The sequence below is a fragment of the Amycolatopsis sp. FDAARGOS 1241 genome (assembly GCF_016889705.1).
GTDB lineage: Bacteria > Actinomycetota > Actinomycetes > Mycobacteriales > Pseudonocardiaceae > Amycolatopsis.
Genome location: NZ_CP069526.1, coordinates 3,645,191 through 3,668,986 on the forward strand (window position 1 = coordinate 3,645,191; position 23,796 = coordinate 3,668,986).

At 71.6% G+C, this 23,796-nt stretch carries 28 protein-coding genes and 1 pseudogene; 22 read left to right on the plus strand and 7 right to left on the minus strand.

The window, feature by feature from the left end:
* Positions 1-70: 70 nt before the first annotated feature.
* Both I6J71_RS17885 and I6J71_RS17890 read right to left on the minus strand, forming a co-directional pair.
* Positions 71-457, minus strand: a complete 387-nt coding sequence (locus I6J71_RS17885) for a hypothetical protein (protein WP_204095737.1) — start codon at positions 455-457, stop codon at positions 71-73.
* A gap of 51 nt (positions 458-508) precedes the next feature.
* Positions 509-1,276, minus strand: coding sequence for a GntR family transcriptional regulator (locus I6J71_RS17890; protein WP_204095738.1), 768 nt, complete (start codon positions 1,274-1,276; stop codon positions 509-511).
* Positions 1,277-1,485: 209 nt separating this feature from the next.
* Here I6J71_RS17890 and I6J71_RS17895 point away from each other — a divergent pair, with 209 nt between their 5' ends.
* Positions 1,486-1,842, plus strand: coding sequence for an IclR family transcriptional regulator C-terminal domain-containing protein (locus I6J71_RS17895; protein ID WP_204095739.1), 357 nt, complete (start codon positions 1,486-1,488; stop codon positions 1,840-1,842).
* Between the two features lie 79 nt (positions 1,843-1,921).
* On the opposite strand, the gene I6J71_RS17900 is transcribed toward I6J71_RS17895, so the two are convergent.
* A complete protein-coding gene (locus I6J71_RS17900) occupies positions 1,922-2,986 on the minus strand; it encodes a YeiH family protein (RefSeq protein ID WP_204095740.1) in 1,065 nt (354 codons plus the stop codon).
* Between the two features lie 130 nt (positions 2,987-3,116).
* Between I6J71_RS17900 and I6J71_RS17905 the strand changes: the two genes are divergently transcribed.
* Complete coding sequence (locus I6J71_RS17905; protein ID WP_204095741.1) at positions 3,117-3,872, plus strand: GntR family transcriptional regulator; 756 nt, start codon at positions 3,117-3,119, stop codon at positions 3,870-3,872.
* Here the strand turns inward: I6J71_RS17905 and I6J71_RS17910 are convergent.
* Entirely contained in the window at positions 3,859-4,671 is an 813-nt protein-coding gene (locus tag I6J71_RS17910) for an IclR family transcriptional regulator (RefSeq protein ID WP_204095742.1), read from the minus strand. The genes I6J71_RS17905 and I6J71_RS17910 overlap by 14 nt on opposite strands.
* A gap of 108 nt (positions 4,672-4,779) precedes the next feature.
* On the opposite strand from I6J71_RS17910, the gene I6J71_RS17915 reads away from it, so the two are divergent.
* From I6J71_RS17915 to I6J71_RS49780, 3 genes are read left to right on the plus strand one after another with little or no spacing between them, the layout of a single operon-like run.
* Positions 4,780-5,955, plus strand: a complete 1,176-nt coding sequence (locus I6J71_RS17915) for an FAD-dependent monooxygenase (RefSeq protein WP_204095743.1) — start codon at positions 4,780-4,782, stop codon at positions 5,953-5,955.
* Between the two features lie 37 nt (positions 5,956-5,992).
* Positions 5,993-6,439 (plus strand): dihydrodipicolinate synthase family protein, encoded by a 447-nt coding sequence (locus I6J71_RS49775; protein WP_204095744.1) that lies wholly within the window; start codon positions 5,993-5,995, stop codon positions 6,437-6,439.
* Positions 6,436-7,005 (plus strand): dihydrodipicolinate synthase family protein, encoded by a 570-nt coding sequence (locus tag I6J71_RS49780; protein ID WP_204095745.1) that lies wholly within the window; start codon positions 6,436-6,438, stop codon positions 7,003-7,005. Before I6J71_RS49775 ends, I6J71_RS49780 begins: the two co-directional genes overlap by 4 nt.
* 14 nt (positions 7,006-7,019) lie before the next feature.
* On the opposite strand, the gene I6J71_RS17930 is transcribed toward I6J71_RS49780, so the two are convergent.
* A complete protein-coding gene (locus tag I6J71_RS17930) occupies positions 7,020-7,271 on the minus strand; it encodes a hypothetical protein (RefSeq protein WP_204097639.1) in 252 nt (83 codons plus the stop codon).
* Between I6J71_RS17930 and I6J71_RS50820 the strand changes: the two are divergent.
* The 9 genes and pseudogenes from I6J71_RS50820 to I6J71_RS17970 all read left to right on the plus strand — a co-directional run.
* Positions 7,228-7,641: pseudogene (locus tag I6J71_RS50820) on the plus strand (MFS transporter); the annotation flags it as partial. The gene I6J71_RS17930 and the pseudogene I6J71_RS50820 sit on opposite strands and share 44 nt — an antisense overlap.
* A 250-nt stretch (positions 7,642-7,891) precedes the next feature.
* Entirely contained in the window at positions 7,892-8,440 is a 549-nt protein-coding gene (locus tag I6J71_RS17935; RefSeq protein WP_239154976.1) for an MFS transporter, read from the plus strand.
* A 158-nt stretch (positions 8,441-8,598) separates the two neighbouring features.
* Entirely contained in the window at positions 8,599-9,993 is a 1,395-nt protein-coding gene (locus I6J71_RS17940) for a Rieske 2Fe-2S domain-containing protein (protein ID WP_204095746.1), read from the plus strand.
* Positions 9,990-10,586, plus strand: a complete 597-nt coding sequence (locus I6J71_RS17945) for a 3-phenylpropionate/cinnamic acid dioxygenase subunit beta (RefSeq protein ID WP_204095747.1) — start codon at positions 9,990-9,992, stop codon at positions 10,584-10,586. The genes I6J71_RS17940 and I6J71_RS17945 overlap by 4 nt, the downstream gene beginning before the upstream one ends.
* Positions 10,583-10,894 carry a hypothetical protein gene (locus tag I6J71_RS17950; RefSeq protein WP_204095748.1) on the plus strand — a complete coding sequence of 104 codons (312 nt, stop codon included), beginning with the start codon at positions 10,583-10,585 and terminating at the stop codon, positions 10,892-10,894. Before I6J71_RS17945 ends, I6J71_RS17950 begins: the two co-directional genes overlap by 4 nt.
* On the plus strand, positions 10,891-11,694 hold the full coding sequence (gene hcaB, locus I6J71_RS17955) for a 3-(cis-5,6-dihydroxycyclohexa-1,3-dien-1-yl)propanoate dehydrogenase (RefSeq protein ID WP_204095749.1): 804 nt from the start codon (positions 10,891-10,893) through the stop codon (positions 11,692-11,694). Before I6J71_RS17950 ends, hcaB begins: the two co-directional genes overlap by 4 nt.
* Before the next feature lie 27 nt (positions 11,695-11,721).
* Entirely contained in the window at positions 11,722-11,919 is a 198-nt protein-coding gene (locus I6J71_RS17960) for a ferredoxin (protein ID WP_204095750.1), read from the plus strand.
* Positions 11,916-13,139 carry an NAD(P)/FAD-dependent oxidoreductase gene (locus I6J71_RS17965; protein ID WP_204095751.1) on the plus strand — a complete coding sequence of 408 codons (1,224 nt, stop codon included), beginning with the start codon at positions 11,916-11,918 and terminating at the stop codon, positions 13,137-13,139. Before I6J71_RS17960 ends, I6J71_RS17965 begins: the two co-directional genes overlap by 4 nt.
* The gene (locus I6J71_RS17970; RefSeq protein ID WP_204095752.1) at positions 13,136-13,861 is read left to right on the plus strand and encodes a class II aldolase/adducin family protein; all 726 of its coding nucleotides are present in this window, start codon (positions 13,136-13,138) and stop codon (positions 13,859-13,861) included. Before I6J71_RS17965 ends, I6J71_RS17970 begins: the two co-directional genes overlap by 4 nt.
* Here I6J71_RS17970 and I6J71_RS17975 read toward each other — a convergent pair.
* Positions 13,858-14,652: an IclR family transcriptional regulator gene (locus I6J71_RS17975; protein ID WP_204095753.1), complete on the minus strand. Its 795-nt coding sequence runs from the start codon at positions 14,650-14,652 to the stop codon at positions 13,858-13,860. The genes I6J71_RS17970 and I6J71_RS17975 overlap by 4 nt on opposite strands.
* Positions 14,653-14,936: 284 nt before the next feature.
* On the opposite strand from I6J71_RS17975, the gene I6J71_RS17980 reads away from it, so the two are divergent.
* From I6J71_RS17980 to I6J71_RS18010, 7 genes are read left to right on the plus strand one after another with little or no spacing between them, the layout of a single operon-like run.
* Positions 14,937-16,127 (plus strand): ABC transporter substrate-binding protein, encoded by a 1,191-nt coding sequence (locus tag I6J71_RS17980; protein ID WP_204095754.1) that lies wholly within the window; start codon positions 14,937-14,939, stop codon positions 16,125-16,127.
* A gap of 8 nt (positions 16,128-16,135) precedes the next feature.
* Positions 16,136-17,014 carry a branched-chain amino acid ABC transporter permease gene (locus I6J71_RS17985; protein WP_204095755.1) on the plus strand — a complete coding sequence of 293 codons (879 nt, stop codon included), beginning with the start codon at positions 16,136-16,138 and terminating at the stop codon, positions 17,012-17,014.
* Positions 17,011-17,994, plus strand: coding sequence for a branched-chain amino acid ABC transporter permease (locus tag I6J71_RS17990; protein ID WP_204095756.1), 984 nt, complete (start codon positions 17,011-17,013; stop codon positions 17,992-17,994). The genes I6J71_RS17985 and I6J71_RS17990 overlap by 4 nt, the downstream gene beginning before the upstream one ends.
* A complete protein-coding gene (locus I6J71_RS17995; RefSeq protein WP_204095757.1) occupies positions 17,991-18,764 on the plus strand; it encodes an ABC transporter ATP-binding protein in 774 nt (257 codons plus the stop codon). Before I6J71_RS17990 ends, I6J71_RS17995 begins: the two co-directional genes overlap by 4 nt.
* On the plus strand, positions 18,761-19,519 hold the full coding sequence (locus tag I6J71_RS18000; protein ID WP_204095758.1) for an ABC transporter ATP-binding protein: 759 nt from the start codon (positions 18,761-18,763) through the stop codon (positions 19,517-19,519). The genes I6J71_RS17995 and I6J71_RS18000 overlap by 4 nt, the downstream gene beginning before the upstream one ends.
* A 20-nt stretch (positions 19,520-19,539) precedes the next feature.
* The gene (locus I6J71_RS18005) at positions 19,540-20,250 is read left to right on the plus strand and encodes an alpha/beta fold hydrolase (RefSeq protein ID WP_204095759.1); all 711 of its coding nucleotides are present in this window, start codon (positions 19,540-19,542) and stop codon (positions 20,248-20,250) included.
* Positions 20,247-21,122 (plus strand): alpha/beta fold hydrolase, encoded by an 876-nt coding sequence (locus I6J71_RS18010; RefSeq protein ID WP_204095760.1) that lies wholly within the window; start codon positions 20,247-20,249, stop codon positions 21,120-21,122. Before I6J71_RS18005 ends, I6J71_RS18010 begins: the two co-directional genes overlap by 4 nt.
* On the opposite strand, the gene I6J71_RS18015 is transcribed toward I6J71_RS18010, so the two are convergent.
* Positions 21,094-21,510: a hypothetical protein gene (locus I6J71_RS18015; RefSeq protein ID WP_204095761.1), complete on the minus strand. Its 417-nt coding sequence runs from the start codon at positions 21,508-21,510 to the stop codon at positions 21,094-21,096. The genes I6J71_RS18010 and I6J71_RS18015 overlap by 29 nt on opposite strands.
* A gap of 735 nt (positions 21,511-22,245) precedes the next feature.
* Here I6J71_RS18015 and I6J71_RS18020 point away from each other — a divergent pair.
* The gene (locus I6J71_RS18020; RefSeq protein WP_204095762.1) at positions 22,246-23,736 is read left to right on the plus strand and encodes an alkaline phosphatase family protein; all 1,491 of its coding nucleotides are present in this window, start codon (positions 22,246-22,248) and stop codon (positions 23,734-23,736) included.
* The last annotated feature ends 60 nt before the right edge of the window (positions 23,737-23,796 follow it).

Sequence of the window (23,796 nt, forward strand, 5' to 3'; positions counted from 1 at the left end):
GATTCACGGTAAGTCCGGATATTGCGCCGACACAAAGACCGATTCACGCCGGACTCATAAGCGCGATCGATCAATGCCGACTCGACCAGTCGCGCCTCGTCGCGCGCGAATACGACCGCTCGCCGAGGAGATCCGGCATGGCCCGCAGGGACAGCGCGTCGTGATGGCCCGTGGCCGGCTGAACCTGCTGACCGACCGGATCGACGACGCGCGCGTCGACCTCGAAAATCCCGGTGCGAGCTGATCGCCGCACAGGCCCGTGCGCTCCGACGAGGCCCGCATCGACTGCGTCCACGGCCGGCCGCTGAGCCGCCTCGGCCGCGCCGGCGCCGCGCTGACCGCCGGCCGCGAAGGCTTCGCCACGCTCGGCGCCACCACCCACGTCGCCCGCTGTGCGCGCGAAGTCAAAGCCGGCGGCCACATCCTCCGCGCTGGCCGGGGCGACCTGACGCCGCAAGAGGAAGCGGTCGTGCGGCTCGTTTCGTGCGGACCCGCACCGGCGGCTGAGTCATTGGTCGAGGTAGGTCCGGATCACCGAGAAGCGCACGTATTCGTCGTTGACGTGGACGATCGTGACCGCGACGGGCAGCTCGTTCGCCTGGACGTGGGTGTGGCGCAGCCGCAGCACGGGGTGGGCGGGGGAGAGGTCCAGAGCGGCCGCGACGGCGGGCGGGGGCAGCACCGGCCGGACCTCGGCGACGGAGTAGCAGACGGGCAGTCCGGTGTCGATCTCGACGAACTCGAATGTGGAGCTTCGCGGGTCCCGGTCTTCGGGGTGCTCGCCGAGCAAGCCCGCGGGAACGTGGTCGACGCTGTGCACCGCCGGGCGGCCGTCGGCTTCGAAGACGCGCTCGATGCGCAGCGCCCGCGAACGCGGCGAGACCTCCAGCGAGGCGGCGAGGTCGTCGTCGAGCTCGACGACGTGCTGGCCGATCGTGCGCACGCCCGGCTCGTACCCCGCTTGCCGGAGCAGGTCGACGAACGGGCTCGCGTCGGCGAGGTTGGCGGTGACCCCGATCGCGTGCCGGTTGATGAACGTGCCGTGCCCGTGCAGCCGCCGGATGCGGCCCTCCTTCTGCAGCGAGTGCAGCACCGAGCGCAGCGTGGCCCGGCTGACGCCGAGCGCCGTCGTCAGCTCCGCCTCCGACGGCAGCCGGAACCGTCCCTCCTCGGCCAACCGGCTGATGGCAGCGCGCAACCGCTCCTTCGTCTGCCGATAGGAGTCGGCCGCGACCGTCTCGATGCCCGCCCGGCCGGCGCGACCACCTGCGGTCATCGGGACTCCTCGAGCAGCGCGCTGATCACCATCCCCCGATCGTAGTGAACCGGCGCCGCCCGGGTGGGGAGCAGCGCCGCTCAGCCCACGACCCGTGCGCTGCGCCACCGCGGCTCCCACGCCTCCAGCTGCGCCAGGGTTTCCTGCTCGCTCCACTCCGTCAGCCCCGCGAACCGCGCCCATCCCGCCGACGAGGTTCGCGAGGTCGCATGCTGCTGCCGGCCCACTGCACCTCGGGCGGGGAGGCCCTGCTCGCCGAACTCTCCGGCGACGAACTGCGCGCCCTGTACCCGCGCGACCTCCTCGACTCACCCGCCGGCTCCGCGATGCGCCGCGAAGCCCTGCAACGCCGCTTGGCGACGGTTCGCCGCCGTGGCTGCGCCACCAACTTCGAGGAGAGTGAACGCGGCATCGTCGCGGTCGGCGTGTGCGTGCGCGACACCGCGGGCCGGGCGGTGGCCGGCCTCGCGACGGCGGTGCCGTCGGCGCGGTGCACGCGAGCCGACGTGCCGGCTCTGGCGAAGGCCGTCCGCGCCGCCGCCGAGGCGGCGACCGCGGACCTCTGAGCGCGCTCGGCGCAAGTCCGAGCTGCGGAACGGGAAACGGGCCGTGGTGACGCTGACGTGGTACTGCGGCGGGCCGGGTTCAGAACGAGCCGGTAGCCGCCTGCAGGCCGAGGCTCGTGGCGGCGACGGCGATCCACAGCAGGCCACCCAGCAGGAGCGGGCGGGGCCCGGCGCGGCGCATGTCGGCCAGGCGCAGGGAAAGCCCGATGCCCGCCAGGGCGGTCGTGATGAGGAACGTGCCGAGCGTGGACAGCGCGGGGTGCCAGGACTCGGGCACGACGCCGAGGCTGTCGAGCGCGGCGGCGGCGATGAAGCCGAGCAGGAATACCGGGACGATGCGGCGCCACGGCATCGCGCGGATGCCGAACTCCCCGGAACCCGCGTTCTGCCGGGCTTCGCGGCGGGCGGTGAGGAACGCCAGCACGATCACGATGGGGATGAGCGTGAGAGTGCGGGTCAGTTTGACGACGATGCCGTACGAACCGGCGTCGCCGCCGTAGGCGAAGGAGGCGGCGACGACCGAGGAGGTGTCGTTGATCGCCGTGCCGGCCCACAGGCCGAAGTTGTGCGAGCTCATGCCGAGCAGGTGGCCCAGCGGCGGGAACAGCAGCACGGCGGCGATGTTGAAGGTGAAGATCGTGCCGATGGCGTAGGCGACGTCGGTCTGCTTCGGCTTGATGACGGCGGTGGTGGCGGCGATCGCGGACGCGCCGCAGATGCCCGTGCCCACACCGATGAGGGTGCGGGTGTCACCCTTCACACCGAGCCAGCGGCCCAGCAGCCAGGCGCCGCCGAGGGCGACCGTGAGGGTGCCGAGCATGACCGGCAGCGACTGCACGCCGACGCGGACCACTTCCTGCAAGGACAGTCCGGTGCCGAGCACGACGATCGACAGCTGCAACACGGGCTTCGACGCCACGCCGTACCCCGGCGCCCACCGCGCCGCCCGCAGTCCCGGCACGACGGCCGCGGCGAGCGCACCCAGCAGGATACCGAAGACGGGTCCGCCGACGATCGGGACCAGCAGTCCCAGCGCGGTGGCGAGCCCGGCGACGAGCACTGCCACCAGCAGGCCCGGAGCGACTTCGCGGACGCGGGTCGAAGCGGGGGGCCGGTCGGTGGTCCGGTCTTGGGTGGCGGTCACCGGCTCGCCCGTTCGTTCGCGTGCCCCATCGACGCTCCCTCCACGGCCGCAAATGTACGTACATTGAACGTAGACTATGTCCGCACATTTGGCTACGGGTAGTGTCGGGCCCGACAGCCCGGAGGAACCGATGGCCCCACGAACGCTGAGCCGGTCCGGCTCCGAGCCGCTCTGGCGCCAGCTCCAGCGCGAGCTGTTGACCAGGCTCGACGCCGGTGAGTTCACTGACCAGTTCCCCGGTGAGCTCGCACTCGCCGACGAGTACGGCGTCAGCCGGCACACCGTGCGCCAGGCGCTGCGCCAGCTGCGTGCCGATGGCGTGGTCGTCGCCGAGCGCGGCCGTCAGCCGCGGGTCGCCCCGCCGGCGGAGATCGCGCAGCCGCTGGGCGCGCTCTACAGCCTCTTCACCTCCGTCGAGGCGGCGGGACTGGCGCAGCACAGCATCGTGCGCACCTTCGACGTCCGCGCCGACGCGCTCGTCGCCGAGCGGCTCAGCCTCGAAGCCTCGACACCGCTGGTCTACCTCGAACGCCTCCGCCTGGCGGGCGACGAACCGCTGGCCCTTGACCGCGTCTGGCTTCCCGCCGATGTCGCGAAACCGTTGCTGCAGGCCGACTTCACGCACACCAGCCTCTACAACGAGCTCGCCCGCCGCACCGGGATCCGACTCGATCAGGGTCGCGAAGAAGTGCACGCCGTCATCCCCACCGCCGCCGAACGCACGCAGCTGGCTTGCGCCCACGACGTCGCGGCTTTCGCCATCAACCGCCTGAGCCACTCGAAGGGCCGCCCGGTGGAGTGGCGCCACACCCTCGTCCGCGGCGACCGCTACGCGCTGACGGCGGAGTTCTCCGCGGCCGGGTACCGGCTGGTCAGCCAGACCTGACGGAGCCGCGCACCGGGAGGTCGGCGTCGCGCACGCCGATCCCCGGGCGCCAGCCGAGCCGGCGCGAAATGCTGAACGCGCTGGCCAGCACTGGCGCCACGGCCGTCGACAGGTCGAGCGAACCCGTCCGCACCACCACCGAGAGCGCCGCGACGACCCGGCCGTGCCCGTCGGCGATGCGGGCACCGACCGAGTCCGCACCCTCGGTCATTTCGCCGCGCACGGTGGCCGTGCCGGAGCGCCGGCAGGCCGTCAGCTCGGCCCGCAGGTCCGCCGGATCGGTGACGGTCCGTGACGTGTACCGCGCGGGCCCGGCGGCGAGGTAGGCCTCGATCAGCGTGCGCCCGGCGTGCGCGAGCAGCACCTTCCCGACGGCCGAGCTGTGCAGCGGCAGCCGCCCGCCGACGTGCGAGGCCAGGTCGACGGCGTCGCGCGCGGAGAAGCGTTCGACCACCACGGCCTCGTGGCCTTCGAGGACGGCGAGCTGCACGTGCTGGTGCAGCGCGGCGTGCAGGTCTTCCAGGAACGGCAGCGCGACGGCGCGCAGCGGTACCGACAGCGGTGCGAGCGTGCCCAGCTCCCACAGGCGCAGGCCGACGGTGAAACGGCCATCCGGCGTGCGGTCGAGGGCGCCGGCGGTGCGCAGCTCGTGCACGAGCCGCCGGACAGTCGCGTGGGGGAGCCCGGTGCGGCGGGTCAGGTCCGCGAGGGTCAGGGTGCTGTCCTCGGGCGTGAACGTGAACAACACCTGCAGCAGCCGGGAGCTGACGCTGCGGCCGGGTTCGTTCGTGCGGGGCATGGTGCCCGCAGCCTACGCGGGTGTCCATTGGATGAACATCGGTGTTCCCGGGCGGGCTCCGGTGCGGTCACACTCACCGCCACCTGACCCGACAGGAGGGAAACGCCGGTGCCTGAACTGCGGATCGCCGTCGTCGGAGGGGGCATCGGGGGGCTGGCAGCCGCCGCGTTCCTCAGCCGGGCTGGGCTGGGGTGCACGGTCTACGAGCAGGCAGCCGAACTCGGCGAGGTCGGCGCGGGGCTCGTCGCCAGCCCGAATCTCGTGCGCCTCCTGCGCCGGCTCAGGGTCGCGGACGAACTGCTCGCGCGAGCCGTGGCGATCGAGGTCGGGTGGGAGTTCCGCCGCTGGGCCGATGGGAGCGTGCTGTCCGCGGAGAACCTCGCCGAGGCGTGCGAGCGGCGCTACGGCGAGCGCACGTACACCGTGCACCGCGCGGACCTGCTCGGCGTCATCCAAGCCGCGGTGCCGCCGGACGCGATCCGGCTCGGCGTGAAGTGCGTGGGCCTCGAGGCCGGTCACGACGGCGCGGTCCTGTCGTTCGCCGACGGCACCACCACGACCGCCGACGTCGTGATCGGCGCAGACGGCGTGCACTCGACGATCCGCAACGCCCTGCTCGGGCCTTCACCCGCGACGTTCTCGGGCCTGTGTGCCTTCCGGGCCCTCGTCCCGGCAGCCGACGCTCCCGGGTTCGCCCTCCGCGCCGCCCACACCCTGTGGCTGGGGCCCGATCACCACCTGGTCCACTACCCGATCTCGGCGGGCAAGCTCATCAACATCGTCGCCTTTGCTCCGGCCGGCGAGGACGTCGTCGAATCCTGGAGCGCCACCGCGACCCACCGGGAGTTCGCGACCGAGTTCGAGGGCTGGGACCCGCGCCTGCGCGAGCTCATCGCCGCGGCCGGCACCCCGGGCCGCTGGGCTCTGCTGGACCGCGCGCCGCTCGCGCGGTGGAGCCACGGTCCGGTGACTCTGCTCGGCGATGCCGCCCACCCGATGTTCCCGTTCTTCGCCCAGGGCGCCGCGCAGGCGATCGAGGACGCGGCCGCGCTCGCGGTGTGCCTCGCGGCCGACGGCACCGATCCGGCCCGCGCGTTGCGCCGCTACCAGGCCGCCCGCCGCGACCGCACCGCGCGCCTCCAGACCGTGTCCCACGAGCGCGCCCACCTCAACCACCTTCCCGACGGCCCGGAGCAGCAAGCCCGCGACGCGTCGCTGTCCGGGCAGGACCCGCTGGCCGCCAACGCCTGGATCTACGGCCACGACGCCGAACTCGTCCCCTGACCGTCCTTTGCGGACCCCGGAAAGATCGGAAAACCCCATGACCGAGTACACCCCGTTCCGGCAGCTGTTCATCACGCCGGTGCTGCCGTTCCTGCGCGACGGCTCGATCGACGAAGCGGGGTACCGTGCGCTGCTGCGCCGGTTCCTCACGCCGGAGAACCTCGACGCGGGCGTCGCGATCGTCGCGAACCCCGAAGCCGGCGAGATCTACACGCTCGACCGCGCCGAGCGCAACCGCGTCGTCGAGATCACCCTCGAAGAAGTCGCGGGCCGGACCCCGGTGCTGGGCGGGGTGGCGCACGTGACGACTGCCGGCATGGTCGAGTGCGCGAAAGACGTGGAGGCCGCCGGCGTCGACGGCCTGTTCATCCTCCCGCCGATCGATTCCGCCGACATCACGCTGTCGTGGAACGCCGACGCCTACCCGGAGGTCTTCCTCGACGTCTCACGGCGATCGCGGACGCGGTCGACCTGCCGCAGGTGATCCACCCGGTCGGGCAATTCTCGGCCCGCTACGGCCCAGGGCTGTCCGCGGACGTCACGCGGCGGATCATCGCCGCGGTGCCGCAGGTCGTCGGCTGGAAGATGACCTACAACTACGACGGGTTCCGCGAGATCGCCGGCGTGCTGCGCGCCGCGGGGCGGCCGGTCGGGATCTACGGCGCGGTCGGGAAGTACTTCCACGAGAACCTCGCCAACGACACGCTCGACGGCACCAGCGCCGGGTCGTTCAACTTCGCGCTGGAGCGGATGGTCGAGCACATCTCGGCGTGGCGCAAGGGCGACGTCGCCCGGGCCACCGAGATCTGGCGCGGCGGCCTGGCGGCGTTGCAGGACTACATCTTCTCCGACTTCGGCCGCCTGCACATCCGGTACAAGGCCGCGACGTGGCTGCGCGGGTTCATCGACAACCCGCTGATGCGCCCGCCGGTTCCGGCCCCGCGCCGGCAGGAGATCGGCGACCTCACCCGGCTGCTGCGTGGAACCGACCTCACCACACGGCCGGACGACGAGATCTCCGAACTGGCCGCGGAATTCGGCCTCAAGTAGCCCCGGCCTTTCGGTCAAGGGAGAACAGCCATGACGAGATCCCAGCTCCCGGCCGCCGCGCTGCCCGGACCGGAGCGGGCGCGCGAGGCGGCCAAGATCGCCGCGCGCGTCGACCGCATTCCGGCCGGCCGGTTCCACGCCCGGCTCGCCTCGCTCGTCGGCGTCGGGACCTTCTTCGACGGGTTCGACGCCATCTCCCTCGCCGTGCTCCTGCCGGTGGTGGTGAAGGGGTTCGGCATCAGCCTGGCCGACGCCGGCCTGATCATCAGCGCCGGCTACCTCGGGCAGTTCGCCGGCGCGATCGCCGTCGGCCTGCTCAGCGACCGCGTCGGGCGCCGGCGCACGTTCCTGCTGTCGCTGGCGATCATCGGCGTGCTCGCGGTGTTCTGCGCGTTCGCGTGGAGCTCGCAGAGCCTGCTCGTGTTCCGGCTGCTGCAGGGGATCGGGCTCGGCGCCGAGGTGCCGATCGCCGGCACGATCATGAACGAGTTCCTCGGCCGCACGAGCCGCGGGAGGATCGGCGTCGTCTACCAGTCGCTGTTCAGCTGGGGACTGTTCTTCGCGCCGCTGATCGCGCCGCTGCTCACGTCTTCGCTCGGGCCCGGCACCGGGTGGCGGGTGCTGCTCGGGCTCGGTGCGCTGCCGCTGATCGTCGTCGTCCTCGGGCTCGTCGCGCTGCCGAATCGCCGCGCTGGCTGGCCCAGCAGGGCCGGCTCGCCGAGGCCGACGCCGTCGTGTCACGCGTGGAGGCCGGGAAGGACCTGCCCCCGCCCCCGCTCCTGCACCCGTCGCCGAAGACCGGCCCTTCATCCCGCGCGAAGTCCTGCGCGGCGAGTACGGGCGCCGCACGCTCCTGCTGGTCGTCCTGTGGTTCCTGGCCTTCTTCGTGACCTACGGCTACTCCTCCTGGCTCCCCACGATCTACGTGTCGGTGGGGAAGCTGAGCGCCACGTATTCGCTGACCCTGACCGTCGTCCTCGGCGCGATGCAGGTCCTGATGTGCTACGTCGTCGCCTGGTGCGTCGAGCACCTGGGGCGCAAGCGGTCCCTCGCCTACGGGTTCGGGCTGTCGGTGGCCGGCGGCTTGTTCGGCTTCGTGAACATCGTCCTGCTGGGCAACACCACCTGGCCGTACCTCTTCGCCACGGGCATCGTCATCGGCGTCGGGATCATCTTCCCGGCAACGTCGCTGTACGTGTACACGGGCGAGCTGTACCCCACCCGCATGCGCGGCTTCGCGACGTCCTTGACGAGCAGCTTCGCCCGCCTCGCCAGCATCGTGTCACCCCTGGTCTTCGGTTTCCTCCTCGGCGCGCCCGGCGGTGGCGGCCTGGTGTTCGCCGTCCTGGGCGGCGCCGCGCTGATCGGCACGCTGACCGTGGCGTTCGCGGGCATCGAGACCCGGGCGAAGAGCCTCGAAGAACTCTCGGACTGATTTCTCCGCCGCCGCCGGCAGTTCCCCTCCTCGTGTCAACCGGCGAGGACTCCCCGACGCCTTGCCGGTTGACGTGTCGTCTCTTCTCCTGCTCTACTGATCAGAGCTTAGTTCTGCTAGACAGAGATCGGCCAGCGATGGCCTGAGGAGAGTCGACGATGACGGACCAGTCCGGCACCCTGTCCGACGTGCGGCGGGGCATGATCCCGGCGCACATCTACAACGACCGGGAGATCTTCGAGCTGGAGAAGGAGCGCGTGTTCGGCCGGGCGTGGCTTTTCGTCGCCCACGAGTCGGAGATCGCGAAGCCGGGCGACTACGTGGTGCGGCGCGTGCTGGATGACTCGTTCATCGTCACCCGCGACGAGAAGGGGGAAATCCGCGCGCACTTCAACATGTGTCTGCATCGCGGGATGCAGGTCTGTCGTGCGGAGATGGGCAATGCGTCGCACTTCCGGTGTCCCTACCACGGCTGGTCGTACCGCAACGATGGGCGCATCGTGGGCCTGCCCTTCCACCAGGAGGCCTACGGCGGCGAGGCCGGGTTCAAGCGCAAGGGGCAGCGGCTGCTGCCGGCGCCGAACCTGGACATCTACAACGGCCTGATCTTCGTGAGTCTCGACCCCGATGCCGAACCGCTGGCGGACTTCCTCGGCGACTTCCGCTTCTACCTCGACTTCTACACCAAGCAGAGCCCCAGCGGCATCGAACTGCGCGGCCCGCAGCGGTGGCGCGTGAAGGCGAACTGGAAGATCGGCGCGGAAAACTTCGCCGGCGACATGTACCACACGCCGCAGACCCACACGTCCGTCGTCGAGATCGGCCTCTTCCGCGAGCCCAAGGCGGAGAAGCGCAAGGACGGCGCCACCTACTGGGCCGGCAACGGCGGTGGCACCACCTACAAGCTGCCGCCGGGCGGGTTCGACGAGCGCACGCGCTACGTCGGCTACCCCCAGGAAATGGTCGACCGCATGAAGACCACCTTCACCGAGGAGCAGCAACGCGTCATCGGCGAGGACGGCTTCATGATCTCGGCGGCGTCGGTGTTCCCGAACCTCTCGTTCGTGCACAACTGGCCGCGCGTCGCCGACTCCGACGACGTGCTGCCGTTCATCTCGATCCGCCAGTGGCAGCCCATCAGCGAGAACGAGACCGAGGTCCTGTCCTGGTTCGCCGTCGACGCCGAGGCGCCCGAGGAGTACAAGGCCCTGTCCTACAAGGCCTATCTGATGTGCTTCGGCTCCACCGGCATGTTCGAGCAGGACGACGTCGAGAACTGGGTCTCGCTCACCAACACGGCCGCCGGCTCGATGGCGCGGCGGCTCAAGCTCAACAGCCGCATGGGCATCCTCGAGGACGACACGGAGGTCGTCCCCGCTCTCACCCCGGAGCAGTTCCACGGCCCGGGCACCGCCCACACCGGCTACGGTGAGTACAACCAGCGCGAACTGCTCATCCGCTGGGCCGACCACCTCGACCGGCCGGTCAAGGCGCCCACGACCCTGGAAGTCGGCGCCGAGAACACCCGCAACGCCGAGGCGGTGCAGGCATGACGACCGGCACGACGACCACCGGAACCCACTCCAGCCGCTCCGCGCTCGGCGCCCACGCGTCGCGCGTCCAGCGCACCGGCGGACCCCTGCCCTTCGACGACGCGCGCCACCTGCAGGCGCACCAGTGGCTCGTCGACGAGGCCTGGCTACTCGACGCCCAGGACTACGAGCAGTGGCTCACCCTGCTCACCGACGACATCCACTACCTGATGCCGGTGCGCGTCACCACCGCGCTCGGCGCCGGGTTCGACACCGCACCGGGCATGGCCCACTTCGACGAGGACAAGTACTCGCTGTCGCGCCGCGTAGCCCGGTTCCTCACCGAGCACGCGTGGACCGAGGACCCGCCGTCGCGGCTGCGGCACCACCTCTCGAACGTTCGCACGTTCGCCGCCGACGACCCGGACCACCTCGTCGTGGAATCGGCGACGCTGCTGTTCCGCAGCCGCGGCGACGTGCTGCCCGGCTCGATCGTCTCGGCCGGCCGCGAGGACCTGCTGCGCCGCGGTCCCGACGGCTGGCTGCTGGCGCGGCGCACGATCCTCGTGGACGACTCCGTGATCCGCATGCAGAACCTGGCGATCTTCCTGTGACGCTCTCGTGGGAAGGCGAGGCCGAGGCCGCCCGCGCGGCGGCCGCGGCTGCCGCGGAACACGACGAACTGATCGCGCACACCACCGGCGAGGTCATCCGGCTCGGCAACGAGTTCGCGGAGATCGTGGTGCGGCGCGTCGAAACCCGCAACGGCGCCCGGCTGCTGGTCGAGTCGCCCAAGTCGGGCCAGTGGGTGGCGCTGTGCCCGCTGGAGCTGGAGGCACTGACCTGGCAGAACACCGAGACGTTCTCCGCCATGATCGGCCACCCCTTCGGCCCGCTCGTGCCGGCGGAGGACGAGTCGTGACGGGCTGGCTGGACGGCCGCCGCGCCCTCGTCGTCGGCGCCGGCTCCGGGATCGGGCGCGCGGTGGTCGACGCGTTCCGCGAGGAAGGCGCGCGCGTGGCCGTGCTCGAACGCGACGCGGCCAAGGCGAAGGTGCTCGTGGCCGAGGCTCCGGACGTACCGGTCACCGTCGGGGACGCCACGACTCGGGCGGCCAACGACGCGGCGGTCGCGGCCGCGGTGACCGCGTTCGGCGGACTGGACGTGCTGGTCAGCTGCGTGGGCGTGTTCGACTTCTACCGCAGCATCGAGGACCTCGACGCCGGCGTGCTCGACGACGCGTTCGACGAGATGTTCCGCACCAACGTCAAAAGCCACCTGCACTCGGTGAAGGCCGCGCTGCCCGAGTTGAAGCGCTCGGGTCGCGGGGTGGTGCTGCTGACCGAGTCGACGTCGTCGTACTACCCGGGGCGCGGCGGCGTGCTCTACCTGTCCTCGAAGTTCGCCGTGCGCGGCCTCGTCACCGCGCTCGCGCACGACCTCGCGCCGGAGGTCCGGGTGAACGGCGTGGCACCCGGCGGCACCCTCGGCACCGACCTGCGCGGTCTGCCGAGCCTCGGCACGGCCGAGCGCAGTCTCGGCGACACCCCGCGCCGAGCCGAAGAACTCGCCGCGCGCGTCCCGCTGCACGTGGCGCTCAGCGGCGAGGACCACGCGTGGAGCTACGTGTTCCTCGCCTCCGACCGCGCCCGCGGCATCACCGGCCACGCCGTTCATCCCGACGGCGGCATCGGGGTGTCCGCGCCCCGCAAACGATCCTGAACCACTGTCAATCGAACGGAAACAGCGATGGCCAAACTCACCGCCGACACCGGTCTCTGCCAGGGCTACGGCAACTGCCTCACCACCGCCTCCGATGTCTACGACATCGACGACGACGGCAAGGTGGTCCTGCTGACCGAAACCATTCCCGACGCCGACCGCGCCCGCGTCGAAGCGGCTGCGCGCAGCTGCCCCGTCAAGGCGCTCGCCGTGGTGGACGGATGAGCGGCACCGTCGTGATCGTCGGCGCGTCGGTCGGCGGCGTGCGCACGGCGCAGGCGCTGCGGGCGGAAGGGCATGCGGGCCGCATCGTCCTCATCGGAGCCGAGCCGCACCCACCGTACGACAAACCGCCGCTGTCCAAGCAGTTCCTCTCCGGCGCGTGGGAGCACCCGCGGCTCGCGCTGCTGAGCGAGGAGGAGGCGGCCGCCGCCGCGATCGAGCTGCGGCTCGGCGTGGCGGCCACCGGGCTCGACCCGGCCGCCCGCGAGGTCGAGCTGGCCGACGGCACTCGGGTCGCGTACGACACCCTCGTCGTCGCCACCGGTGCCGAGGCGAGACCGTCGCCGTGGCCCGCCCCCGGGGTGCACGTGCTGCGGTCCCTTGTGGACGGTGCGGGGCTGCGTGCGGCGCTCGCCGAGGATGGCCCGGTCGTGGTCGTCGGCGGTGGGTTCATCGGCGCGGAGGTCGCGGCCACGGCACACGCCGCCGGCCGGGCGGTGACGATCGTCGACCCGCTGCCGGCCCCGATCGCACGGGTGCTCGGCGACGAGGTGGGCCGGCTGGTCGGTGAGGTGCACCGCCGCCACGGCGTCGAAACGCGCTTCGGGACCGCGGTGCGGGACGTCACCGGCCGGGCCGGCGCGTTCGAGGTGACCCTCACCGACGGGACGGTGCTGCCGGCCGGCACGGTGGTCGTCGGCATCGGCGCGGTCCCGGCCGTCGGCTGGCTGACCGGTTCCGGCCTGGAGCTGGCCGACGGGCTCGTGTGTGACGAGTACTGCCGCGCCACCGGGCACCCGGAGATCTTCGGGGTCGGCGACGTCGCGCGCTGGTTCCACGGCGGCCACGGGGAGCACGTGCGCGTCGAGCACTGGACGAACGCGGTCGAGCAGGCCGCCTGTGTGGCCCGCACCATCACCCACCCCGCGGCGCCGGTGGCGTACCGGCCGACCGAATACGTGTGGAGCGACCAGTACGACTGGAAGATCCAGATCGCCGGACGGCCGCAGCGGGCCGACGGGTTCGAGCTGGCCGGCGACCCGGCGGCCGACCCGCCGCGGTTCGCCGCGCTCTACCGCAGCAGCGGCGCGCTTTCGGCCGTGGTCACCGTGAACTGGCCGAAACTGCTCGTCAACGCGCGGCGCCTCATCGCCGCGGGAACCCCCTACGAGGAAGGACTTTCCGTGCTGGACAAGCTGATCACGCCGGTGGGTGCGGCATGAGCGGGTACGCGGACGAGCGTCAGCTGGTGTCCGACGCCTGCCGCGTGCTCGCCGCCCGCGGCCTGGCCGAAGGGTTCCTCGGGCACGTTTCCCTGCGCGTGGACGAGAATCGCCTGCTCGTGCGCTGCCGGGGACCGCGCGAGCGCGGGCTCGCCTGGACGACACCCGAGGACATCCGGCTCGTCGACCTCGACGGCGCGGCCGCGGCGCCCGGGGAACTCGACGGCTGGTGGGCGCCCAAGGAACTGCCGCTGCATACGGAGGTGCTGCGGACCGATCCGGCGGTGACGGCCGTCGTCCACGCGCACCCACCCGCCGTGGTGGCGGCCGACCTGGCGGGGCTGGCGATCCGGCCGATCATCGGCGCGTACGACATCCCCGGCGCGCACCTCGCGGCCGGCGGCGTGCCGGTGTACCCGCGCGGCGTGCTGGTGCGGAACCGGACGCTGGCGGGGGAGATGGTGGCCGCGATGGCGGGCCGTCCGGTCGTGCTGCTGCGCGGGCACGGCCTCACGAGCAGCGGCGGATCGGTGCAGGAAGCCGTGCTGCGGGCGGTGTCGGTCGACACGATCGCGCGGATGGCCTTGTCCGTGGTGAGCGCGGGCGGGCAGCTCACCGACCTGCCGCCCGAGGATCTGGCCGAGCTGCCCGACATCGGCCCGGCGTTCAACGAAGGCGTCGCGTGGAGCCACGAGCTGGCGCGGCTCGGCACGCCGGGCTAGTGCAGGAGTGGTGCGGCCTCGGCGATCGTCTCCTTGAGCCGCTCGCCGATGTGCCGCACCTCCGCGCGCGAGAGCCGCCCCACCGGCAGCGACACGTTGATCGCGAGCCGCACCGGGAGGTTCCCGGCGGGGAAGGCGACAGCGACCGACGCGACGCCTTCCTCGCTTTCCTCGTTGCTGGTCGCGTACCCGCGCCGGCGCACGCCGTCGATCTCCAGCTCCAGCTCGCTTCGGGTGCCGATCGAGTTGGGCGTGAGCGTCTCCAGCTGCTCGCCGGGGTACATGCGGCGCAGGTCGTCGGTGGAGAACTCCGCGAGCAGCGCCTTGCCCGTCGACGTGCAGTTGGCCGGCATGGCCTGCCCGAGCCGCGAGGCGACCCGCACCGCGCGGGGGCTTTCGAGGGCTTCGATGAAGCGCACGGTGGTGCCGTCGAGGATCGCGAGGTGCACGGTCTCGGCGAGCTCGCTGTTGAGCTTCTCCAGGAACGGCCGCAGCGTCTCGCGCACGTCGAACCGTTGCAGGATCGCGAACGCGACGGCGGTGAGCGACGTGCCGGGCCGGTAGGCCTTCGTGCGCGAGTCCTGCCGGATGAAGCCGCGGTACTGCAGCATCGCCAGCAGCCGGTGCGCGGTGGAGGACGCCACCCCCAGGTACTCCGCCACGTCCGTCATCCGCAGCTCGGGGCGATCCCCCAGCAGCAGGAGGATCCGAAGAGCCTTGTCCACCGAATCGATCGGGTACTGCGGTGCAGGCGAGTGGGCACCGGCGGCGTCGAGAGCAGGCTTCTTCATAGCAGAAGCGTACGGCAACCGGACGATCCGGCCGAGCGGTGATCAGCTTCTCGGGTCCGGACGGACACTCGCGCGGGGGTGTCGTCGATCGCTTCTTCGTCGCGGTGGGTGGGCAAAGCCCGCCGGTTCGACGGCAGAGACGGGCTCCGTGCGCGCGAGACGCCGCCGGGGCGTGGCCTCACCCCGGGGCGCCACCCTCGGCCCGTTGCCCGTGCGTCTTGACCCCGACCACAACCTCTGTTAGACAGAGCGCGCTTCTTCATCGCAGAAGAAACTGGTGAACCATGACCGTTGCTGTTCAGTTCTCCTCCTCGCCGCGAGAGTCCCCGCCGCGGCGCCGCCTCGGCGCCCTGATCGCAGCGATCGCCCTCGGGGCCGCCGGGTGTTCCGCGTCGGCCGCGTCCGGGGACTCCGGCGCGTACACCCTGGGGCTCATCACCAGCCAGACCGGGACCGGCAGCCAGCTCGGCGTCGGCGAGCTGCAGGGCGCGCAGCTGGCGGTGGACCAGATCAACGCCCGCGGCGGCGTCAACGGCAAGCAGCTGCGCCTGCGCACCGCGGACGACCAGAGCAACCCCGCCCAAGCCGTGCTGCAGACGCGCAAGATGCTGGGCGGTGTCGACGCGCTCGTGGGGCCGTCGCTGTCCGGGCCGTGCCAGGCCGTGATTCCCCTGGCCACCAGCGCGCAGCTGATCGACTACTGCCTGTCGCCCGGCGTGAAGCCGAAACCCGGCTCGTACCAGTGGTCGGCCAGCGCCCCGACCGCCACGCTCGCCGACCGGCTGCTCGCCTACTGGAAGGGCCAGGGCCTCACCCGCGTCGGGCTGATCTACACCACCGACGCGAGCGGTCTCGACGGCGCGCACGCCGTCCAGCAAGCCGCGGCGCACACCGGTGTATCCGTGGTGGGGCAGGCGAGTTACAGCCCCAGCGCGGTTTCGGTGACGTCGCAGCTGCAGGCCGCCACCGCCGGCAAACCGCAGGCGCTCGTGGTCTGGAGCAGCGGCGCGGCTGCGGGTGTCGCGTTCAAGGGGATCGATCAGATGGGGCTGAAGCTGCCCGTCGCCACCACCGACGGCAACCTCACCTACGCCTTCCTGCGCCGCATCGCCGACTACACGCCGGACACGCTGCTGATCCCGGCGACGCGTGATTTCTGGTGGCAGCAGCAGAACCCGGGCGCCCCGGTGCAGCAGCTGGAACGCGGCTACCACGACGAGTTCCGCGCCCGCTACGGCGCCGACCCGGACTTCGGCCCGGGCGTCGCCTACGACGGGGTGCTCCTCGTCGCGCAGGCTCTCGAGAAGGCCCACGGCGACGTGACCCACGCCCGCGACGCGCTCGAGAGCTTGCGCGGGGTGTCCGGCGTCGTCGGCACCTACACCTTCGCCCGGGACGACCACCGCGGCATCGACGCCGAGGACGTCGGCATCGTGCGCGCGGTGAACGGCCGGCTGACCTTCGTCGGGAGATGAGCTCGACCATGACCGGACTGATCCAGGTCCTCATCGGCGGTCTCGCCGACGGGGCCGTGTACGCGCTGATCGCGCTGGGCGTCTCGCTCGTCTATTCGATCAGCCGCATCATCAACCTCGCCCAGGGCGGCTTCGTCGTCCTCGCCGCCCTCCTGGCCGTGTCGATCCAGCAGTGGCTGGGTGTGCCGCCGCTGGTCACGGTCGTGATCGTGGTGCCGTTGTTCGCGCTCCTGATGGCCGGCGTCGAACGCCTCGTGATGGCACCCGCCGCCGCACGGGCCACGCCGGACCGGATGCTGCTGGTCACCGTCGGCGTGCTGCAGGCGATCGGCGGGTTGCTGCTGCTCGCGTGGGGCAATCTGCCCTACACGATGCAGCCGTTCAGCGGGGACACGGCCATCACCATCGGCGGGGTCCGCATCGTTTCGCAGTACCTGTGGATCATCGGCGCGCTCGTCCTCACGGTCGTGGCGCTGTGGTTCCTGGTGCAGCGCACGAACCTGGGCCTGACGATGCGCGCCACGGCGAGCAACCCCGAAGCCGCCTCGTTGCAGGGCATCAACGTCGGGCGCGTGCGGCTGCTCGCGTTCAGCATCGCCGGAGCCATGGCCGCGCTCGCGGGCACCACGGTCATCCCGGCGACGTTCCTGCAGTTCTCCACCGTCACGCCGTACGCGGTCGCCGGGTTCATCGCGGCGGTCGCAGGCGGGCTCGGCAGCACGGCCGGCGCGGTCGTCGGCGGGCTGGTTCTGGGGCTGCTGCAAGGACTGTTCAGCCGCTACACCAGCGGTGACCTCGCGCAGGTGATCGCGATGGCGGTGCTCATCGTGCTCCTGCTCGTGCGACCGACCGGGCTGCTGGGGAAGACGAGCGAGGTGCGCCGATGACCACGCAGGAACGAACCACTCCCACCACCGCGATCGCGTCGCGCCCACGGCCCGGCCGTTCGCCCGCACGCCTGGCCCTGGTGGCGCTCGGCGTGGTCGTCGCGCTCGTGCTGCCGATGCTGGTGCCCGGCTGGCTGGGCCTGCTCGTGATCGCCGGGATCTTCTTCCTGATCGTGCTCGGGCTCAACCTGCTCATGGGCTACGCCGGGCAGGTTTCGCTGGGCCAGACACTGTTCATGGCGCTGGGCGGTTACGGCGCGGGCCTGCTCACCCTGCGCTGGCACTGGCCGACCCTCGTCGCGATGGTCGTGATGGCGGTCGTCTCCGCCGGCGTCGCAGCCGGGCTCGGCACAGTGTTCCTGCGGCTGCGCGGCTACTACCTCGCGCTCGCGACGCTCGGGCTCGCCGTGATCACGGAGTCGCTGGCCTCCGGGCTCACCGGGTTCACCGGCGGCCCGTCGGGGCTGGTGGGGGTGCCGAGCCTGCGGCTGGGCACGTTCGACGTCTTCAGCGACCAGGCCAACTACTACCTGCTGCTCGTGGTGTGCGGGCTCGGCGCGTGGTTCGTCGGCAATCTGCAGCGGTCGCAGACCGGGCGCGCGCTGTCGGCGATCGCCGCCGACCCCGCGGCCGCGACGATGCTCGGCATCAACTCCTCGCGCTACAAGACCGGCGCGTTCGTGGTCTCCGCCGTCTACGCCTCACTCGGTGGCAGCCTCTACGCGTACTACCTGCGGTTCATTTCGCCGGAAGTCGTCGGCGTGACGGTGGCGCTGAGCATCGTGATCATGCTCGCGCTGGGCGGCGCCCGCACGATCGTCGGGCCGCTGCTGGGTGCGCTCGTGATCCAAGGGCTGCCGGAGGTCGGGCAGAGTTTCGCGTCGTGGTCGCCGTTCGTGGCCGGCGTCGTGCTCATCCTCGTGATCACCTACCTGCCCCGGGGGATCTGGGGCACCGTCAAGAAGGCGGCGCAGCGATGACGACCGAGACCCCGCTGCTGGCCGTCCACGGCCTGACCCGCCGCTTCGGCGGGGTCACGGCTGTCGACAACGTCAGCTTCACCGTCGCGGAGGGTACGGTGCGGGCCATCATCGGCCCGAACGGCGCCGGCAAGACGACGCTGCTGGACCTGATGACCGGCTTCACCGCACCCGACGCGGGTCGCGTCGAGTTCGCCGGCCGCGACATCACCGGTATCCGGCCGCACCGGCTGCCCGCGCTCGGTCTCGCGCGCACGTTCCAGTCCGCGCGCCTGGTGGGCACGCTGACGGTGCGCGAGAACGTGATGCTCGGCGGCTACCGCTTCACCCGCGCGCGGTTCCTGTCCGACGGGCTGCGGCTGCCGCGGACGCGCCGCGAGGAACGCGCGCTCGGCCGCCGCGCGGACGAGCTGCTGGAGTTCCTGGAACTCGGGGCGTTCGCGGACCGGCCGGCGGGGGAGCTGCCGGCGGGCGCGCAACGGCTCGTCGAGGTCGCGCGCGGCCTCGCGGGCGGCCCGACGTTGCTGCTGCTGGACGAACCGGCCGCGGGTCTCGACGATACGGAGACCGGCGAGCTCGCCGCGGCGCTGCGGGCGGTGTGCGCCGGCGGGATTTCGCTCGTGGTGATCGAGCACAACATCGAGCTCGTGATGACCGTCAGCGACCACGTCACCGTTCTCGACGCGGGTCGCGTGATCGCTGACGACGTGCCGCAGGGGGTGCAGGCGGACCCCGCCGTGATCGAGGCCTACCTGGGAGCGAAGCCATGAACCTGACCGTCCGCGGGCTCGACGCCCGCTACGGCTCCACCCGTGTGCTGCACGACGTCTCGTGCGAGGTGCCGGACGGCACGATGGTCGCGATGATCGGCGCAAACGGCGCGGGCAAGACGACGCTGCTGAAGTGCATCGCGGGCCTGCACCGCCCGGCGAAGGGCGAGATCACGCTCGGCGGCTCACCGGTCACCGGCCTCGCCGCGCACCACGTGGCCCGCCGACGAGTGTGCCTCGTTCCCGCCGGGCGGCAGCTGTTCGGGGATCTGACCGTCGCGGAGAACCTCCGGGTCGGGCTGGGCAGCCGCGGTGAATCGGGGCGGCTGGAGCGCGTGTACGCGCTGTTCCCGGTGCTGCGGGAGTTCGCGGACCGCCAGTCGGGCCTGCTGTCCGGGGGACAGCAGCAGATGCTCGCCATCGCGCGGGCTCTGGTGCGGGAGCCGGAGGTGCTGCTGCTGGACGAGCCGTCGCTGGGGATCGCGCCGCTGCTCGTCACGGAAATCCTCGGTGTGCTCCGGCAACTCGCCCGCGACGGCGTGACGATCCTGCTCGCGGAGCAGAACGCCGCCGCGGCCCTCGCGATCGCCGACCACGGCGTCGTGATGGAGAACGGCACCATCACCCGCACTGACACGGCCGCGGCGCTGCTCGCCGACGAGGACGTGAGCCGGCACTACCTCGGCACTTCCGCCGATCCCGTCTCCGTCGGCCACGCGCGGGCTCTGCCGGCCGGTCTGCGGGAGCCCTTGTAGTCCACAATGGAGGATCAGTCATGAAGCTCGTTCTGGTGCACGGCGGCTGGCAGGGCGGCTGGGCGTGGGACGCCGTCGCCGACCACCTGCGCGCGGCCGGTCACGAGGTGTTCGCGCCCACGCTGCGCGGACTGGAGGACGGTCCGGTGGACCGCGCCGGCGTCACCCTCACCACGATGGTCGACGACCTCGTCCGGCAGCTGGCGGACTTCGACCGCTTCGTCCTCGTCGGCCACAGCGGCGGTGGCCCGGTGATCCAGCTCGTCACCGAGCGCCTGACCGGCCGCGTCGAGCGCACAGTGTTCGTCGACGCGTGGGTGCTGCTGGACGGCGAGTGCATCAACGACGTGCTGCCGGCCGAACTCGTCTCCGGAGTGCGCGCGCTGGCCGAGCAGTCCGCCGACAACACCATCGACCTGCCGCCCGCGTTGTGGTCGGCGTCGTTCATGCAGGACGCCGACGCCGCCACCGCGGACGCCGTCACCGCGCGGCTGGTGCCCACGCCGTTCGGGTGGTTCACCGAACCGGTGCGGCTGTCGCGGTTCTTCACCTCGGGGGTGGCGAGCAGTTACGTGTACCTGCTGGAGGACCAAGCGGTGCCGCAGACCGTCTACCAGGCAGCGGCGGCTCGGCTCGCGAACCCGCGGATCGTCTCGTGTGCGGGCAGCCACGAAGCCATGCTGACCAACCCCGGAGAGCTCGCCGACGCGCTGCTCAAGGCGATCGCATGAGCTTTTCGGGCTCGCTGTACTACGATGAGCTGCTCCCGGACGGCCCGCCGGCGGGCACCGCCGTCCTCGTCCACGGCGGCAGCCTCACCGGGGCCTGCTACCTGTCCACTCCGGACGGTCGCCCGGGCTGGGCGCCGGCGTTCGCCGCCCGCGGTTACCGCGTGCTGGTGCCGGACTGGCCCGGCACCGGCCGCAGCGCCACCGTCACGCCGGACGACGTGACGGGTGAGCTGGTGTGCGCTGCGCTCGGCCGGCTGCTTCAGGAGCAGGAGTCGCCGGTTGTGCTCATCGTGCACTCCATGTCCGGCCCGTTCGGGTTCCGTTTGCTGGCCACGCATTCCGCGCACTTATCCGCCCTCGTCGCCCTCGCCCCCGGCCCACCAGGCGACATCCAGCCGGAACCCACCGTGCTCCGGTCGACTCCCGACGAACTCGAAATCCAGGGGGAGTACCTGCGCTGGCGCCTCCCTCGCCGTGGTCTCTGGTGGCCCACCGAGGCGTTCGCTCGCACGAAGATGATCGGTGCCAGCACGCGGTTTCCGTCAGGTGCCTTCGACGCGTTCCGCCGCCAGCTCGTCCCCATCCCCGCCGGGCTTCTCTCCGAACGCCAGAACGTCGACGGCCGCCAGCTCCGCACCGCGGGCCCCGTACCCGGCACCCCGGCCCTCGTGCTGACCGGCGATCACGACACCGACCACCCACGGGAAGCCGATGCCGCCACGGCTCGGTGGCTCGCGGACCTCGGCGCCGCCGTCACGCACCGCTATCTCGACGACGCGGCCCACACGGGCAACGGGCACCTCCTGATGAGCGAGGACAACAGCGACGAGCTCGCCGAGCTGGTCATCGGGTGGCTGGAACAGGCTCACTGACCGGCTGCGGCGGAATCGTTCCCCGCCGCGGCAACGGGTCCCTGGTGACGACGGTCCACGCGTGCAGATTCCGGGGTTCGGCCGGCCGGTCGAACCCCTCCGTGACTTGGTCGTGGACGACCAGCGCGTGGCTGCACGCTTCGTGCCACGCGCTGATACGTTGCTCGCGGGTTGCTGCGTGGCGCGCGATCTCGGCATTCATGCCGAGCAGGCAGTGCGCCGAGTGCAGGAACGCGGCGGCCTTCGGATCGTCCGCGTGCTCGAGCTCGAGGGGGGTGCGACCTGCGCAGACCGCGCAGGCGCACGACCACAGCTGGTCGATCGCCGGGGTGTTCGTGAAGATGCGCCGGCACGTTTCGTACCTGTGGTAGCCGAGCAGCGCCGGCACGAATGCCGAATCTCCGGACGAGAGGTGCGGCCGGGCCCGCCCTGATGGGGTGGAGGTGGCGCAGCGAGCCGGTGGTGCCCATAGCGGCGGCGTGTGCGCCGTGGCGGGGCGCGCCGATCGCGGAGAGGTCGCACCGCAGCAGGAGCACGGGGACAACGCTCGCTTCCAGCAGCCGGAGAACACCGCGGACGACGAACTGAGTGCCGCAGGGGTCGTTGCCGTGCTCCAGGACCAGCGCCAAGGGGACGGCGTGACGGTTGATCTCGGTGCCGAGGGCGGTGCCGATCGCCGCCGTCGCAAACCACCGGGCAGCCAGGGGAAGCACGGCGACGTGGGTTCGGGTTGCCTGGCGGCGGAGCGCAGGATCGAGCGGAGGCCGTTGATGTCGCGAGGTGCCAGGTAACCCGAGTCGGTGAGCGGAAGCAGGCCCGGTTCGCGTTGGCGCCGGGACCACGCGGGGTACGTGCCACGGCAGGCGCTGATCCGCCGTTTGCCGGAGTACCGGTCGGCGTCACACAGGATCGGGCCGGCGAACTCCCGGTCGCGCAGGTACCGCTGTGGCTGGCAGGTAACCGGCAAACACGGCAAACCCCTCAGCGACGCTGTCCGGACAGCGTCTGAGGGGTTCAACCGAAGTTCAATCCCGGGCCACACACCGGAACCCCCCGCGCTCAACCGCCGCGACAACTCTGGCTGGGTTCCCACCACGGTTCCCCGAAGCCGGAAGGATTTTCGATGAGCACCTCCCCGGAGGCCGGACACGGCCTGACCCGCCGCAGAGTCCTCGGTGCCGCCGCGGCGGCCGGTGGGCTGGCCGCCGCCGCGACGGTGTTGCCGCCCAACGTGCGCACCGCGCTGGCGTCGCCGCCGCCGAGCGGGGCGAAGCTGGGTGACATCAAGCACGTCGTGATGCTGATGCAGGAGAACCGCAGCTTCGACCACTACTTCGGGACCCTGTCGGGGGTTCGCGGGTTCGACGACCCGCGCGCGCTGCGGCTGCCGAACGGCCAGTCGGTGTTCCACCAGCCCGATCCGTCCAATCCGGACGGTTACCTGCTGCCGTACCGGCTCAACACGAAGATCAGCGCGGCGCAGGCGATCCCGTCGACGAGCCACGCGTGGGGCGTGCAGCACCAGGCGTGGAACGGCGGCAAGATGGACAACTGGCTGCCCGCCCACCTCGCGGCCGACGGCGCCACCAAGAGCCCCTACACGATGGGCTACTTCACCCGCGAGGACATCCCGTTCCAGTACGCGCTGGCCGACGCGTTCACCATCTGCGACGCCTACCACTGCTCGGTGCTGGGCCCCACCTGGCCGAACCGCTACATGTGGCTCTCGGGCACCATCGACGCCGACGCGCAGTTCGGCGGGCCGTCGCTCGAGACCGGGAAGGTGCCCGACGGTCACTTCACGTTCAAGACCTACCCCGAGCGGCTCACGGAAGCGGGCGTCAGCTGGAAGGTCTACCACTCGCCGGGCGGCGCGACGGGTCTGCCGCCGTTCTCCGCGATCAAGCAGTACCACGACGCTAAGCCCGGCGACCCGCTGTACGAGCAAGCCATGAAGACCACGCCGCTGGGCCAGTTCGAGTACGACGCGATGAACGACCAGCTGCCCACCGTCAGCTGGCTGCTGCCGCCCAGCGCCTACGACGAGCACCCGGCCAACCTGCCCGCCGCGGGCGCCACGTTCGTCGCGAGCAAGATCGACGCCATCGCCGCCAACCCGGAGGTCTGGGCCAAGACGGTGTTCATCCTGTCCTACGACGAGAACGACGGCCTCTTCGACCACGTCCTGCCGCCCACGCCGCCCGCCGGCACGCCCGGCGAGTTCGTCACGGCCACCTCACCGAGCGGCATCAAGGGCGGCGGCCTGCCCACCGGCCTCGGCTACCGCGTGCCCTGCATCGTCGTCTCGCCCTGGACGGCGGGCGGCTGGGTCAGCTCGGAGACGTTCGACCACACCTCCCAGCTGCGGCTGCTGGAAAAGATCACGGGCGTCGCGGAGCCCAACATCTCCGCGTGGCGCCGCGAGACAGTCGGGGACCTGACGTCGGTCTTCCGCTTCACCGACTCCCGCAAGGCCCCGCCCGTCCTGCCGGACACATCGGGCGTCTACACCCTCGCGCAGTACGAGGTGGCCCAGCTCCCCAAGCCGACGGCGCCGACGAGCGGACAGGAGGTGCCGCACCAGGAACGCGGGCACCGGCCCCACGTGAGCTGAAGTCCGCTTGCGACGCCAGGAAAGGTGACCGCGACAAGGGCTTGGCGGAACGTGCGACCG

What these genes read in the sequence shown, in the direction of transcription:
- I6J71_RS17890 (WP_204095738.1), bottom strand. Translation starts at nt 1,276, where the DNA reads ATGACCGCAGGTGGTCGCGCCGGCCGGGCGGGCATCGAGACGGTCGCG.
- I6J71_RS17895 (WP_204095739.1), top strand. Translation starts at nt 1,486, where the DNA reads ATGCTGCTGCCGGCCCACTGCACCTCGGGCGGGGAGGCCCTGCTCGCC.
- I6J71_RS17905 (WP_204095741.1), top strand. Translation starts at nt 3,117, where the DNA reads ATGGCCCCACGAACGCTGAGCCGGTCCGGCTCCGAGCCGCTCTGGCGC.
- I6J71_RS17910 (WP_204095742.1), bottom strand. Translation starts at nt 4,671, where the DNA reads ATGCCCCGCACGAACGAACCCGGCCGCAGCGTCAGCTCCCGGCTGCTG.
- I6J71_RS49775 (WP_204095744.1), top strand. Translation starts at nt 5,993, where the DNA reads ATGACCGAGTACACCCCGTTCCGGCAGCTGTTCATCACGCCGGTGCTG.
- I6J71_RS17930 (WP_204097639.1), bottom strand. Translation starts at nt 7,271, where the DNA reads ATGATCAGGCCGGCGTCGGCCAGGCTGATGCCGAACCCCTTCACCACC.
- I6J71_RS17940 (WP_204095746.1), top strand. Translation starts at nt 8,599, where the DNA reads ATGACGGACCAGTCCGGCACCCTGTCCGACGTGCGGCGGGGCATGATC.
- I6J71_RS17945 (WP_204095747.1), top strand. Translation starts at nt 9,990, where the DNA reads ATGACGACCGGCACGACGACCACCGGAACCCACTCCAGCCGCTCCGCG.
- I6J71_RS17960 (WP_204095750.1), top strand. Translation starts at nt 11,722, where the DNA reads ATGGCCAAACTCACCGCCGACACCGGTCTCTGCCAGGGCTACGGCAAC.
- I6J71_RS17965 (WP_204095751.1), top strand. Translation starts at nt 11,916, where the DNA reads ATGAGCGGCACCGTCGTGATCGTCGGCGCGTCGGTCGGCGGCGTGCGC.
- I6J71_RS17970 (WP_204095752.1), top strand. Translation starts at nt 13,136, where the DNA reads ATGAGCGGGTACGCGGACGAGCGTCAGCTGGTGTCCGACGCCTGCCGC.
- I6J71_RS17975 (WP_204095753.1), bottom strand. Translation starts at nt 14,652, where the DNA reads ATGAAGAAGCCTGCTCTCGACGCCGCCGGTGCCCACTCGCCTGCACCG.
- I6J71_RS17980 (WP_204095754.1), top strand. Translation starts at nt 14,937, where the DNA reads ATGACCGTTGCTGTTCAGTTCTCCTCCTCGCCGCGAGAGTCCCCGCCG.
- I6J71_RS17985 (WP_204095755.1), top strand. Translation starts at nt 16,136, where the DNA reads ATGACCGGACTGATCCAGGTCCTCATCGGCGGTCTCGCCGACGGGGCC.
- I6J71_RS17990 (WP_204095756.1), top strand. Translation starts at nt 17,011, where the DNA reads ATGACCACGCAGGAACGAACCACTCCCACCACCGCGATCGCGTCGCGC.
- I6J71_RS17995 (WP_204095757.1), top strand. Translation starts at nt 17,991, where the DNA reads ATGACGACCGAGACCCCGCTGCTGGCCGTCCACGGCCTGACCCGCCGC.
- I6J71_RS18000 (WP_204095758.1), top strand. Translation starts at nt 18,761, where the DNA reads ATGAACCTGACCGTCCGCGGGCTCGACGCCCGCTACGGCTCCACCCGT.
- I6J71_RS18005 (WP_204095759.1), top strand. Translation starts at nt 19,540, where the DNA reads ATGAAGCTCGTTCTGGTGCACGGCGGCTGGCAGGGCGGCTGGGCGTGG.
- I6J71_RS18010 (WP_204095760.1), top strand. Translation starts at nt 20,247, where the DNA reads ATGAGCTTTTCGGGCTCGCTGTACTACGATGAGCTGCTCCCGGACGGC.
- I6J71_RS18020 (WP_204095762.1), top strand. Translation starts at nt 22,246, where the DNA reads ATGAGCACCTCCCCGGAGGCCGGACACGGCCTGACCCGCCGCAGAGTC.